The sequence below is a fragment of the Bacillus infantis NRRL B-14911 genome, assembly GCF_000473245.1.
Classification (GTDB): Bacteria; Bacillota; Bacilli; order Bacillales; family Cytobacillaceae; genus Bacillus_AB; species Bacillus_AB infantis.
Genome location: NC_022524.1, coordinates 3,850,779 through 3,864,056 on the forward strand (window position 1 = coordinate 3,850,779; position 13,278 = coordinate 3,864,056).

The 13,278-nt window shown below is 45.4% G+C and carries 15 protein-coding genes; 6 read left to right on the plus strand and 9 right to left on the minus strand.

The genetic code is table 11. The features are described from left to right. The first annotated feature begins 96 nt into the window (after positions 1–96). Positions 97–603 carry a phosphatidylglycerophosphatase A family protein gene (locus N288_RS19500; protein WP_009791447.1) on the plus strand — a complete coding sequence of 169 codons (507 nt, stop codon included), beginning with the start codon at positions 97–99 and terminating at the stop codon, positions 601–603. A gap of 845 nt (positions 604–1,448) precedes the next feature. Next, positions 1,449–2,051 (plus strand): kinase, encoded by a 603-nt coding sequence (locus N288_RS19505; protein WP_009791449.1) that lies wholly within the window; start codon positions 1,449–1,451, stop codon positions 2,049–2,051. Between the two features lie 156 nt (positions 2,052–2,207). On the opposite strand, the gene N288_RS19510 is transcribed toward N288_RS19505, so the two are convergent. The 5 genes from N288_RS19510 to N288_RS19530 all read right to left on the minus strand — a co-directional run bounded on the left by N288_RS19510 (position 2,208) and on the right by N288_RS19530 (position 7,266). Further along, on the minus strand, positions 2,208–3,089 hold the full coding sequence (locus N288_RS19510) for a peptidylprolyl isomerase (protein ID WP_009791450.1): 882 nt from the start codon (positions 3,087–3,089) through the stop codon (positions 2,208–2,210). 55 nt (positions 3,090–3,144) lie between these two features. Next, positions 3,145–4,374 (minus strand): S1C family serine protease, encoded by a 1,230-nt coding sequence (locus tag N288_RS19515; RefSeq protein WP_009791451.1) that lies wholly within the window; start codon positions 4,372–4,374, stop codon positions 3,145–3,147. A 166-nt stretch (positions 4,375–4,540) separates the two neighbouring features. After that, positions 4,541–5,305, minus strand: coding sequence for a TIGR01457 family HAD-type hydrolase (locus N288_RS19520; RefSeq protein WP_022544346.1), 765 nt, complete (start codon positions 5,303–5,305; stop codon positions 4,541–4,543). 193 nt (positions 5,306–5,498) lie between these two features. Next, positions 5,499–5,936, minus strand: a complete 438-nt coding sequence (hepT, locus tag N288_RS19525) for a type VII toxin-antitoxin system HepT family RNase toxin (protein WP_009791454.1) — start codon at positions 5,934–5,936, stop codon at positions 5,499–5,501. A gap of 25 nt (positions 5,937–5,961) precedes the next feature. Then, complete coding sequence (locus N288_RS19530) at positions 5,962–7,266, minus strand: EAL domain-containing protein (RefSeq protein ID WP_009791455.1); 1,305 nt, start codon at positions 7,264–7,266, stop codon at positions 5,962–5,964. A 166-nt stretch (positions 7,267–7,432) separates the two neighbouring features. Between N288_RS19530 and N288_RS19535 the strand changes: the two genes are divergently transcribed. Then, positions 7,433–7,699, plus strand: a complete 267-nt coding sequence (locus N288_RS19535; protein ID WP_009791456.1) for a DUF3055 domain-containing protein — start codon at positions 7,433–7,435, stop codon at positions 7,697–7,699. A 69-nt stretch (positions 7,700–7,768) separates the two neighbouring features. Further along, entirely contained in the window at positions 7,769–8,059 is a 291-nt protein-coding gene (locus N288_RS19540) for a hypothetical protein (protein WP_009791457.1), read from the plus strand. 30 nt (positions 8,060–8,089) lie between these two features. On the opposite strand, the gene N288_RS19545 is transcribed toward N288_RS19540, so the two are convergent. After that, the gene (locus N288_RS19545) at positions 8,090–8,365 is read right to left on the minus strand and encodes a YutD family protein (protein ID WP_009791458.1); all 276 of its coding nucleotides are present in this window, start codon (positions 8,363–8,365) and stop codon (positions 8,090–8,092) included. 126 nt (positions 8,366–8,491) lie between these two features. Between N288_RS19545 and N288_RS19550 the strand changes: the two genes are divergently transcribed. Continuing rightward, positions 8,492–9,190 carry a YhcN/YlaJ family sporulation lipoprotein gene (locus N288_RS19550; RefSeq protein WP_009791459.1) on the plus strand — a complete coding sequence of 233 codons (699 nt, stop codon included), beginning with the start codon at positions 8,492–8,494 and terminating at the stop codon, positions 9,188–9,190. Between the two features lie 66 nt (positions 9,191–9,256). On the opposite strand, the gene lipA is transcribed toward N288_RS19550, so the two are convergent. After that, entirely contained in the window at positions 9,257–10,177 is a 921-nt protein-coding gene (gene lipA, locus N288_RS19555) for a lipoyl synthase (protein ID WP_041825247.1), read from the minus strand. Between the two features lie 188 nt (positions 10,178–10,365). Here lipA and N288_RS19560 point away from each other — a divergent pair, with 188 nt between their 5' ends. Continuing rightward, complete coding sequence (locus tag N288_RS19560; RefSeq protein WP_022544348.1) at positions 10,366–11,358, plus strand: M23 family metallopeptidase; 993 nt, start codon at positions 10,366–10,368, stop codon at positions 11,356–11,358. A 65-nt stretch (positions 11,359–11,423) separates the two neighbouring features. Here the strand turns inward: N288_RS19560 and N288_RS24875 are convergent, their stop codons facing one another. Together N288_RS24875 and N288_RS19565 are read right to left on the minus strand one after the other, a co-directional pair. Further along, the gene (locus N288_RS24875) at positions 11,424–11,528 is read right to left on the minus strand and encodes a methionine/alanine import family NSS transporter small subunit (protein ID WP_022544349.1); all 105 of its coding nucleotides are present in this window, start codon (positions 11,526–11,528) and stop codon (positions 11,424–11,426) included. After that, positions 11,528–13,039 carry a sodium-dependent transporter gene (locus tag N288_RS19565; protein ID WP_035401234.1) on the minus strand — a complete coding sequence of 504 codons (1,512 nt, stop codon included), beginning with the start codon at positions 13,037–13,039 and terminating at the stop codon, positions 11,528–11,530. The genes N288_RS24875 and N288_RS19565 overlap by 1 nt, the downstream gene beginning before the upstream one ends. Between the last annotated feature and the right edge of the window lie 239 nt (positions 13,040–13,278).

Genomic DNA, 13,278 nt, shown 5'->3' on the forward strand with positions numbered 1-13,278 from the left:
GAAGTAGACAGGCCACGGGAGCCGCATGTCCTGTTTAGGTATATTTGCGGCTGTGCCGGTATATACATTAGAAAAAAACAAGAAAAGGTGAGGCAAATGTCTGAAGAACAAAAAGAAGTTGTTGACCTGACAGAACAGACAGCCCGCAGATGGCTGCTTGAAAGAGGGGTAACCGTACAGGATATCGCAGATTTAGTTTTCTTTCTTCAGGAAAAGTACCACCCTAATCTTGAAATGAAGGACTGCCTTCACAACGTTGAGCGCGTCCTGTCCAAAAGGGAAGTCCAAAACGCCATCCTGACCGGGATCCAGCTTGATATGCTCGGTGAAAAAGGAATGCTTGACCAGCCTCTCCAAAAAATCATAGAAACCGATGAAAGTCTCTATGGCGTCGACGAAGTACTCGCTTTCTCCATCGTCAATGTCTATGGCAGCATCGGTTTTACAAACTACGGATATATCGATAAACTGAAGCCCGGCATCCTAAAAGACCTAAACGATAAATCCTCCGGCAAATGCCACACCTTCCTGGACGACATCGTAGGCGCCATCGCAGCAGCCGCCTCAAGCCGCCTGGCCCATGGCGCTGCTAAAGTCGAATAGAAGAATAAACAGCCTTCTGTTGGTAAGGTTTCGGTTTTGAAGTGCCAAGTGCGGATTGGCAGTGCATTTCGCAGACTTTTTAGCAATAATATTTACACACAAAAAAGCTCGGAGCCATTATGCTCTGAGCCTTTTTATAAAAATAGCATGCTGTTGAAGGTAAGCACCCTCATTGTTTAATAACCGATTCATTATGAGTCAAGAATACCTTTTAAAAGAGCAATTTTTCCCCATACCCCCCCCTGACCAAAAGAGCCGACTCCAGGAACAGGATGAGGTTCAGCGCGGGTTGACAATAAGCGGAGAAATTCCCGCTAATTTAAATAGAGCTCTAAAATCAGCTTAAATAGAAGGAGAAATTCCGCCTATCGACCCAAAAAAAAGGATAATCGACCATTTTGCTTCGCTTAACCGGAAAATCTCCGCTTATATAGACCCATTCATGGCATATTAACAATTTAACAGGAAAATCTCCGCTTATTAATAGCCCGAGGAAATTTAGCTTTCCCCCACGGATAGCAAAGTGCCTGCAACGCCCCTTTAAAAACAAAAACTCATCAAAAAAACGTCCCGTTTTCCTAAAGAGAAATCACCCAAAAAATTATAAAAACCCTGTTGACTGGAGTGGAAGGCACGCAGACTCCTGTGGGAAATAGCGGCAGAACTGAGACCCAGCAAGAGCTCGCTCCAAGGAGGCTCAACTTCGCCCCGCGGAAAGCGAAGTGCCTGCAACGCAAATCAACAGCCCCCATTTAGGCAGTGTTTTTACATCCCTGGAAAAATTGTACACAATAAAAATTCCATGCTAAGATTTCAGAGATAACAAGAAACGGGAGGAACGGAAAATGGATATCAACCACCTGAAGCAAGCAATCGAAAAAGGGCTCCAAAACGACCGGTTCATCCTCGGAATAGATGGACTCAGCCGCTCAGGAAAAACCACACTCGTCAATAGGCTCAAACAATGGCTGCAGGCAGAAGGACACCCCGCAGTCATCTTTCATCTCGATGATTATATAGAAGACCGGAATAAAAGATACAACACAGGAAACGAAGAATGGTACGAATACTACTTCCTTCAATGGGATGCAGAATACTTAAAGCAGGAGCTGTTTTCAAAAGTACATACCGGAACAGAACTTACCTTAAGGTTCTATGTCGAACAAAATGACAGCCATTTTCTTAAAAATACCACCATTCCCCGGAAATGCCTCATCATCATCGAAGGCGTCTTTCTGCAGCGTCCCGAATGGAGAAACCATCTTGATTATATCGTTTACCTGGACTGTCCGAGAGAGACAAGATTCAAACGCGAAAAAGAAGCCACCAGACAAAAAGTGGACAAGTTTGAAAACAGATACTGGAAGGCGGAAGATCATTACTTAGAAACTGTCCGGCCGCTGGAAGGGGCAGACTTGGTCGTCAGCCAGCCGGTGCAGCCTGTTTAAACTTAAACGCAAAAGCCTGATAGACTGTCTATCAGGCTTTGTCCAACATGATTTCTCTAATTAAATCGGGAGCCACTTCCCCATATTGGAACCTAAGCTCTTTCGTTTTGCTAATTGTCTATTATCCAGGAATAAGAGGGAAGGCTGCTCCAAATCTTAGGCATTCATATTTTTCTCGATTTTATATTCTTCCTTTTTCTCTTCAAGCCAGTTATAGTACTCAGTCTGCATCCTTTCGTCAAAAAGTGCCTTTTTCGCTGCTTCTTTGCTGTCTTCGTACACAGCTTCTTTTGCTTCCTTTTTATCTTCCACTTTAATGATATGGTAGCCGTAATCGGTTTTGACTGGCCCGCTTATTTCATTAGCTTTCAACTCAAAGGCAGCTTCCTCAAACGCAGCTTCCATTTCTCCCTTTCCGAAATAGCCGAGCTCGCCGCCTGATTCGGCATTGGAAGCATCGGTGGAGTATTCTTTTGCCAGATCGGCAAATTCTTCTCCTTTGTCCAGCTTGGATTTGACTTCTTTTGCTGTCGCTTCATCTTCAACTAGGATATGGCTTGCCTTTACCTGCTCCTGCTGGGCAAACTGATCTTTATTTTCTTCAAAATAAGCTTTGATTTCATCTTCTTTTAAATCAATTCGCGGCTCGAGGAGCTTTTCTGTTTTTAAGTATTTTTCAATATCCTCTGCTATTCCGGCTTCTGTAACACCACTCTGTTCAAGTGCAGCTTTGAAGCCCTCCTCCCCGCCATATGATTCTTTCAGATTTTTCAGCTCTTCTTCTTTTTCCTTGTTGCTTATTGTTACTTTTTCCTTCTTTGCCTCCATTTCAATGATCTTGTCCGTTACAAGCGCGTCCAGAGCCTCATCTCCATATTGCTTGACCAGCAGGCTGTAGAGCTCTTCTTTTTTTATACTTTCGCTGCCCACACTTGCTACAGCCGGCTCCTTTGAAAGAAAGAAGGCAGCAGTACCTGCAGCTGCCAAAATAAGCACCAATATCCCTAATCCGATTTTCTTTGTTAAAAACCCCATCATAACTTCCTTTCCATTCTATTATTTAAAATGTGGCATACAGTCCGGCGGCGGACTTTTAATCTGTAATTGTTTTTGTCCCCAATTCCATAGTGATATTCATTTTTTCACCATTTCGGTAAAGTGACAGCTCCGCTTTATCGCCTGTTTTCAGCTTGGTATACAGATACTTCCTAAAGTCATCCGGACTGCCAATCTCTGTATCATTAATGGCAATAATCACGTCTCCCGTTTTCAGGCCTGCCTTGGCTGCAGCAGATTCAGGATCAATATTGGCAATAAATGCTCCTTTGGTGACATCCTGCGGCAGGTTTTGCAGATACCCTTGAGGGACTTCCTGAAGACCGGCAAGACCGACCCCTGCATAAGGACGCTCTACCTTGCCATTTGCCATGATTTCCTCCACGATCGGCTGAAGATCATTGGAAGGGATGGCAAAACCAAGGCCTTCTACCCCGCTTTCGGAAATTTTCAGACTGTTGATGCCGATTACTTCCCCTGCAGTATTTATCAATGCCCCGCCGCTGTTCCCCGGATTGATTGCTGCATCTGTCTGGATGACATTCATATCCCAGCTGCCGGCAGAAGTATCAACAGAGATTGAGCGGTCCACCGCACTGACAATCCCCTGTGTGACTGTTCTTGAAAGGTCAAGACCGAGCGGGTTTCCTATCGCGAGCACCTGGTCTCCAGGCCTCAGCTTGGATGAATCACCAAAGCCCAGCAGAGTATCGGCATACTTTTCATCCATCCTCAACACTGCCAAATCTGTCAGTGCATCTGCTCCGACTAGCTCTGCAGTTGTTTTCTGGCCGTCATGAAGGGAAATATCAATCTTGCTGGCCCCCTCGACAACATGGTTGTTTGTCAGGATATAGGCGCTTCCATTCTCTTTTTTAAATATCACACCTGAGCCTGAACCGCTTTCCACCGTTTGGCTGGTGTTTGAAAATTGATTGGCTCGATTCTCCGATTTCACGATTCCCACAATCGCTTTTGATGCACCTTCGACTATATCAGCAAGAGAGCCTTCTGTATGAGCACTAGTCTGCTCAGGAATGATGCCCGTTTTATTGGCATCAGCGGTGCTGGATGCCTGTCCTCCTGACACATCCTGGCTTGCGGCTGCCTGAGGGAATTGGTCCCTAATATAATCAGTGTAAGGTGCGGCATACAATGTCAGCGCAGAACCGATCACCCCGGCTGCAACAACTGACAGTATGCCTTTGCCCTTCCTTAGCTTTGATTTAGTTTCTTCCTGGTTATATTTATCATTGGAATCCATCATTCTGAATCCTCCTAATAGATTATTTAATACTTTGCTTGATTTTTATATTACCGGGCAAATATGACCAAACTGTTACCAAATTGGGAAGGGATGCAGAAGAATATGGGAAGAAATCATGCACAAAAAAAGACCGCAGAATTTCTGCAGCCATTCTTTCGTGCCTTTATTAAAACTTCCATTGGTCGAGCGAATCCATGACATATGTCGGCTTCTTTTCATAACCTTCGAGCAGTTCCTTTGTTGTCACGCCGGTATGGACAAGAAGGGTATCCATTCCCGCATTCATCCCTGCCAGAATGTCGGTATCATAGTTGTCGCCTACCATCAATGTCTCGTCCTTGCTGGTGCCGATTACCTTTAATGCCTGCTCCATGATGATTGACTCCGGCTTGCCGATGAACAGCGGTTCGGTTTGAGTTGAAACAGTGATTACAGAGGTGATGGATCCATTGCCCGGAAGAAAGCCCCTTTCAGTCGGCAGCGCGATATCTCCATTTGTGGAAATGAATTTTGCGCCCCTGCGCACGGCCAGACAGCCGATGGCAAGCTTTTCATAGTTGATTGAACGGTCGATTCCCACAACAACATAATCTGCATCTTCATTTGCAAATGAAAGGCCTTCATCTTCAATCGCCGTGCGGATCCCTTCTTCCCCAATGACATATACAGAGGCATCCTTCTTTTCTTCCGCAATAAAGCTTGCTGTTGCCATGCTTGTCGTAAAGACCTGCTCTTCTTCAGCAGGTATATCAAAATCCCTCAGCTTCGCAGCAACCTGCTGGGGGGTGCGTGAAGAGTTATTGGTCACGAACAAATAAGGAATGCCTCTCTCTTTGAGCTTTTTGACGAAATCAGCGGCTTCCTGGATCAATTCTGTTCCACGGTACATAGTCCCATCCAAATCAATTAAATAGCCTTTATAATCCTTCAAAATATCCAACTCCTGCCTGTAATTGCCTCATTCTATTTTGTTTTGCCCCTGTTTAAAATTAAAATGCAAAAAAAGCTCTTTTCCAAGAGCCTTTTTTGACTAGCGTCTTATTCTGCCAAGGCCAAAACCATAAGGTCTTGGCTTTAGTATAAAGGAAAAGGCTTTTCCCTCCAAAGGATTCAGCTTTCTCCGGTCAGTTCTTGAATGCCGATACCGGTCCAAGTTCATTGAGGATATATGACCTTACAGCGGGTGCGAATCTTTTAATATCATCCAGATGATCAGTAAAAGCTTTCTGCAGCTCCGTGTGGCTGATGCTTGTATAGTTTTGGACCAGTTCCTTGCGGTATTGGATGATCGCTTTATAGCTGCCTGCCATATCACTTGAGATCACTTTTTCATCTTCAAGGATATCCACGATATCTTCATAGCTGCCCGGGTCCCTCATAATAAAGCCGTCTATTATGCTGTTGCCGACATCAAGGATCGCTTCGATCAGCAGATGGGAAACCCGTTCCAGTGCTGCCCTTTCAATCTCACTGTCCCAATTGTCCTTTCCCTCGAAAAGGGCAGTTTGCTTTTCAAAAAATACGAGTATCTCTTCAATCTTTTCCCTGTCCACAAAATACATAAAGGTTCATCCTTTCAATTGACCCCTATGATGACAACAGGCCTTTTTGAAGCAGATCAGGCCGGGCATAAAAATAACCCTGTGCCAGGTCCACTTTATTGCGGAAGAGGACAATCGCCTCCTCTTCGCTTTCAATACCTTCTGCCACCACCAGGGAGCCGGTTTCTTTTGCCACCAGGAGCAGGCCTTTAAGCATGGATTCCTTTACCGTATTTTTGTCGATATTCTGAATGACGGAACGGTCGATCTTGATGATGTCCGGCATGATTTCCGTAATAGAGTTCAAGCTGGCATATCCTGCTCCTGTATCATCGATGGCAATCCGGAATCCTAAAGTCCTGAGTACCTTTATATTGTAAATAAAATACTCCATTCCTTCAATTGAATCCCTTTCAGTCACCTCGATTGTCATCTGGCGAGGGCTGATCCCTTTATGCCTGGCAAGCAGTTTTTTAATGTCCCTGACAAAAAGCTGGTTGCCCAGGGTGATCGGTGTGAAGTTAATGAAAATATCCTGCTGGCAGCCGGTCGTTTCAATCTGTTCGAGTATCTTTTCCATCACGATCATTTCAAGGTCATAAAGCATGCCTGTCTGCCTTGCGACTGAAAAGAGCTGAAGCGGATTTTCAAGCGGGGTCCCCTCCGGACCGCGGGTCAGCATCTCCCATGCCTTCACTTCCTTTGTAGCCACATCAAGAATAGGCTGGGCGAGAAGGCGGATCTCTTTCTTTGCGACGATTTTGCTCATGCTGTACAGCATTTCATTGAAATCGGACTGCACCCTTTTTTCCGCCATGGCAAGTGCCTGCTGATGGGCCTTCAGTACGGCTTCTTCTATAGAATAATGCTTTTTCTCAATAAACATGTATCCGGTTTCAATCTGAGGATTGACTGCCGGATGGCTCAGCAGGAGATTCCGTTCTGATTCCCTGAGGATTTTCTTCATAATTCCCTCAATCTCCGAGATGCAATAGCGTTCATGCCCTACCTCAATGAAAAGAGTAAGCCCGTCGCTGTAATGATCATGAAGGAGAATAACCTCCTCTTCCTTCAATTCACCCTGGATTGTATGGCAGAACTCCCTTTTAATGCTGGATATGTAAGCAAAATAGCCGGTTTGGCCAAGCTGGTCTGAAATCTCTCTCAGATTCTTGATAGTAAAGACCGCGACAGCTACCTCAGATCCTTTACGGAATGCCCGTTTGACACCCTGGATGATCGGGTCCCTAAGGATGAACTGGGGAGGATAATAACGGATGCTGGATAGCGGGAATACAATCTTTCCCCAGTTGAAAAAATTGCGGAGCTTTTGTCTGCTTTTATGGACCATTTGTCTCATTCCTCTCAGGAGTCGGCATTTTTCATGAATCTATTGTACCATAATTTTCAAGAATCCGTTTTTTTCATTACGGTAAATAGAATAAAATCACAGTGCTTCAAGTGGGCAGCTTCTGATAAGATAAGGATAATAAGAAGCTCAAGGAGGAATCGGCAGGATGTCCGAAAGATTTTTTTTATATGATGATTTAGAAGAAACGAAAACAAGATTCGTCAGTTTTATGGGTGAAAACCAGCGCTTCGACCTCGCCATTATCCAGTCGTCCCGCTATTATGGAAAGCAGCTTGTCCTTGATATCCAGGGCAGCCGGTTTGCCATCATCGGTCCCGATGACCTGAAAGAAGAAGGATACCTTGAATTTGCCTTTAAGCTGTCTGAAGAAGATGCGGAAGAGCTGCGGTCATTCTTATATGAAATGATTTAATGCCTTTTTGCGCCATCTTGCCCCTTATATCTTGTGAAGGAATGCAGATACTAGGCAGGAGGTGATAGAATGAGCGATGATAAAGAAAAAGAAACTTATACTGACTTTTCAAACGTGGAGACCCAGCGCAATTTCCTTGTACCTGAAACGCTTCCGGAAGGTCCTTATGGCTCTCCGAGAGGGAAGGATCAACCTGTCGAGAATAAAAGTACCCCTTGGCGGGAGGGCCAGCGCTATTACAGCGCCTTTAATTATGAGTTCAAATCCCTCCATCAAAACCTCCCGAGGCAGATGGAGGGGGCCCACCCGACCCATGATGATCCAGATAAGAATGAAGAGCCGCCATATACCTCAAAATAAGACAAAACAAGAGCCGTTCATCGGCTCTTGTCAGGCTTTTATCTTTTTTACAACAAAGTATGGGCACCCAAAATTGCAATACTCATAAAGATATTCAGTCAGCGTGCTTATCTTCGTATCAAAAGTGGCTTTCTGGTTCTGGTCGTCAAAAAAGCCCCTGAGCCTCAGCTGCCCATAGCCCCAGTCCCCCACAATATAATCATACTTTGTCAGGATCTCGCTGTACCTTCCTCGGAAGGCCTCTTCATTAAACCCATCTGTTCTCTCTTCAATCAGCTCATAACAGATATTATTGATGCAAACCATGTCTATCACCTCTCATGTCTCTTTGCCTTTTCCCTTCCTGCTACTTAAATTATAACTGATTCCCCATCAATTACTAAGAAAAAAAAGTATACACATGGTCATGATAGTAATGAGGGGGTGTTTCAATTGAAGAAGTCCATCATCATAATAGGTATTTGCAGCCTTTCAGCTCTTGCTGCCTGCCAGAACTTTTCCTCCAAGGATGAAATGTATGAGGAAAGCGGCAATACGATCAACGTGAATGATCAGCGTCCTGAATTGTACAACCAGAATTACAGGCGCGGCAATAATATGAGCGAAAGCTATGGTTATGTCCGCCACCAAAGAAGCCCGATCCCGGGAGACAACTCTTCCAATGACCATTATGCTGCCATCAACCGGGAGCAGGTTGCCGATATCATCGCCAAATATTGCACAGATGTCCCTAATGTCGATGATGTATCAGCTCTTGTAACGGATGAAGAGGTCCTGCTTGTATATGATACAGATTCAAAGGACCGTGCTGAAACAGCAGACCAGGTGAAAAAAATGGCCATGTCAGTCATACCGCGCTGGTACCATGTATACGTTTCCGACAACACCAACTTACGCAAAAATGTGGAAAATTATGCGACCATGGATTCAGACAGCCGCAACATGGAATATGCCATCAATGAAACGATTAAAGAAATGCTTCAGTCGCCGCAGGGCAGAAAAATGTCCTCAGGCGAAAATGAAAACGGTGAAGCACAGGGTGAAATGAATGACGATACTGATCATGACGATATTAGCGAAGCTTTGGACAAAACGAAAGCAAAAAAGGGCAGCAGCCCTCAAATGAAATAATGATATGACTGAAAAAGAGTTCAGCAAGCGCTGAACTCTTTTACTATCTTTACCCATTTTCCTGCTTTAAGCCTGCTGGACGCTTTGCTCCTCGCCCATCAGCTGCTTTTGCTTCGCTGCAGCGTTGACCTGCTCATCGGCATGGTAGGAAGAGCGCACCAGAGGGCCTGCCTCGCAATGGCTGAAACCTTTGCTCATGGCAATTTCCTTCAGCTCCTGGAATTCATCCGGATGGTAGTATTTCTGGACCTTTATGTGCTTCTTGGTAGGCTGCAGATACTGGCCGATTGTCATGATATCTACATCATGGGCGCGAAGGTCATCCATCGTTGCGATGATTTCTTCTTTTGTTTCGCCAAGGCCGATCATCAGGCTGGATTTTGTAGGGATATCAGGCTGCATTTCTTTTGCGCGCTTCAGGAATTCCAATGAGCGCTTATATGTAGCACGTGCACGGACTCTTGGAGTCAGCCTTTCAACCGTTTCTATATTATGGTTCAGGATATCAGGGCGGGCATCCATCAGCATTTTAAGGTTTTCATAAACACCGCCCATATCTGAAGGCAGCACCTCAATGCTTGTGAATGGGCTCTTGCGGCGGATCGCCCTTACGGTTTCAGCAAATACAGCTGCGCCTCCGTCCTTAAGGTCATCCCTTGCTACAGCTGTAACAACTGCATGCTTAAGGTTCATCAGGGCAACAGAGTCTGCCACTCTTTCCGGCTCCTGTAAGTCCAGCTCATTCGGAAGGCCTGTTTTAACCGCACAAAAACGGCATGCACGTGTGCATACGCCACCCAGGATCATGAAAGTTGCCGTTCTTCTGACTGCCCAGCATTCATGAATATTCGGACACTTTGCTTCCTCACAGACGGTATGAAGGTTTTTTTCCCTCATCATTTTTTTGAGGCCATTGTAATTTTCATTCGTATTTAATTTTATTTTCAGCCATTCAGGCTTGCGGATATATTCTTCTTTTTGGCTCACTATTCCCACTCCATCCATTCAATCTTGTCCCCAGAAAACCGGACTGATTTAGACTTCATGATGTCACTTTAACATAATGAAGAAGGCAGAACAAGCCATTCCTCTCATCATTACCATTAATTGATATAGATGAAAAGGCGCGCTCTTTCACAAACTAAACTGCAAACAAGACCGAAAGGAAGGTTTCCATGCGCATACTTTTGACCCTTCTGCTGCTGTTCTCCCTTTATCCGGCCAGGACAGATGCGGCTGAGAGCACGGATCTGGCGGAGATTTACAGCAAAAGAATGCAATTATACAAGAATACTGAGGCCATCACCAATATACCCTGGTATTATTTGGCGGCTGTCGACCAGTATGAGCGCAGCATCCGCAAGGCGCGCCGGGACCTCCCGAAAGCAGAGGGACTGACAGGAATTTATTTTAAGCCGGAAGAATGGGCCGGCCTGTTAAACCCTGATCTGGAGGACGATCATCCTGCTTCCATCCAATTTTTCGGAGGCATGGGAGTCGATGGCAATGGTGATGGCAAAGCTTCATTGAAGGATGACCAGGATGTCATTTATGCTTTTGCCCACTTTCTTCTTTCTTATGGAGTTGACCATGATAATATAAAAATTGGGTTATGGGATTATTATAAACGGGATAAAACCGTCGGGATCATCATAGGGCATGCTGAGATCTATAAACACTTCGGCCGGCTGGACCTTGACGGCCATGCCTTTCCCGTTCCTTTCAGAAGCAATCACAGCTACAAAAATACCTGGGGGGATGCAAGGGGCTGGGGAGGCAGAAGGATTCATGAAGGAACAGATATTTTTGCCGACTACGGCGTCCCCGTGAGGGCCACCAGCTACGGCATTATAGAAATGAAAGGCTGGAACAAGTATGGCGGCTGGAGAATCGGCATCCGGGATATCAATAATAACTATCATTATTTTGCCCATTTGAGCGGCTTTGCTAAGGATTTGAAAGCAGGGCAGATTGTTGAACCGGGCATGCTGATCGGGGGTGTAGGCAGCTCCGGCTATGGCCCGCCGGGAACATCCGGGAAGTTCCCGCCTCATCTTCACTACGGAATGTACAAAGACAATGGGTATACGGAATGGTCCTACGATCCTTATCCGCACCTAAGGCTGTGGGAGAGGCAGGATAAGATTCAGTCCCGGAAAAAGAAGTAAGGGTCGGAACCATTGTGCCCGGATAATAAATAAAGGCTGCCGAAAAGATTCGGCAGCCTTTGCTTTCATGACTTTTTTGCTTTTGAAACTGCAAAGGAAATGCTTGCAGCAAGTCCTCCCCAAATGATAAGCATCCCAACGATCATCATTGTTATTGCACTAGCAGACATTATTGAGAAACCCCCTTCTTATCCGGGACAGAAATGGTGCCTTTATCCCACTTGAATGCCATGAAGATGAATCCGAGTACAATGGCGCCGACCGCGACCGCCCATCCTGAATAGATGATAAAGCCTGTCGGGTAGCCCTCGTAATTGTCCTTGATATTAGTGTAGATATTCTGGATCATCATATAGCCAAGGATCAGCGGTGTAATAACAGTCAGACAGATCCTCCACCACGCGCCTAGAAGGATATCTGAGACGCTGTCCGCATGCGACTGGATGCTTTTCAGCTCCCTCAGCACCCATGCAATCACGACAACCTCTACAAGGCCTGCAAGAGCTACACCGAACTGGTTGATGAAGTAATCAGCTGCATCAAGGAAATAGAGGCCGCTGTCTGTCGCAAACAATACGGAAATGATGGCAGAAGCCCCGCCTCCAAATAATACTGCTTTTGTACGGGACACTTTGAACTTATCCTGTACACCGGCAACAAAAGTTTCCACGATTGAGATGAGTGATGTAAGACCTGCAAGGACCAGGCATAGGAAGAAGAAGAAGCCAAACAGTCCGTTTAAAGCAGGGAATTCACTAATGATCTGCGGGAATACCACGAAAGCAAGGCCCACACCTGAACTAACAACCTCATTGATTGGCACGCCTTGCTGTGCAGCCATGAAGCCCAGTGCAGCAAAGACGCCGATCCCGGCGAGAAGCTCAAACCCGGAATTTGCAAATCCAGTGATGAATGCACTGTTTGTCAGATCCGTCTTCTTTGGAAGATAGCTGGAGTACGTGATCATGATCGCAAATCCGATTGATAAGCTGAAGAAGATCTGGCCATATGCGGCCACCCATACTCCAGGATCTGCAATCTTGCTCCAATCCGGCTTGAAGAATGCATCAAGCCCCTGGACAGCTCCATCAAGTGTCAGCGCGCGAACAACAATGATTAAAAATAAGATAACAAGGGCTGGAATAAAGATTTTGTTCGCTACTTCTATCCCTTTTTTCACGCCTTTAAACAGTACGCCAAGAGTAATGAGCCATACAAGGATCAATGGGAAGAATACGCCTGGGACGATCGTGCTGATTGATCCCGGTGCATCTGAAAGCTTAAGATATTCTCCGAAAAAGAAACCGTTCGGGTCATCTCCCCAATTCTGGTTAAAGGAAAACCCTGCAAATGACATGGCCCACGCAATGATGACCGCATAATATGTGGAGATGACAAAGGAAACAGCTACCTGCCACCAGCCGAGCCATTCAAATTTTTTGTTCAGCCTTGCATACGTAAGCGGAGCGGAGCCGCGGTACTTATGGCCCAGTGTAAATTCAAGGATGAGAATTGGGATCCCTGCTGTCAGAAGTGCAAACAGATAAGGAAAGAAGAAAGCTCCTCCTCCATTATCATACGCCACGGCAGGGAATCTCCATATATTCCCCAGCCCGATCGCTGATCCGACAGCTGCCATAATGAAACCTGCTCTCGTTCCCCATTGAGGACGATTATCCATAATTCAATTTACCCCCATTTCATTTCCAGTTCTTTTGAAATGCACGTCTCAAGAGTTGGAAACTTTTATATTTTCTGATTTTTTAGTATAATCTAAACATAGTATAGCCACATTTCCCTACGGTGTCAAAGCTTTATTTTTTGAAAATTATTATTTTTAAATAATAACTCCCAAGCCCCTTAATGCCCATCCACCTCCTTAATATACTAATATTCCCCCGCCGGATAGACTATCCATGA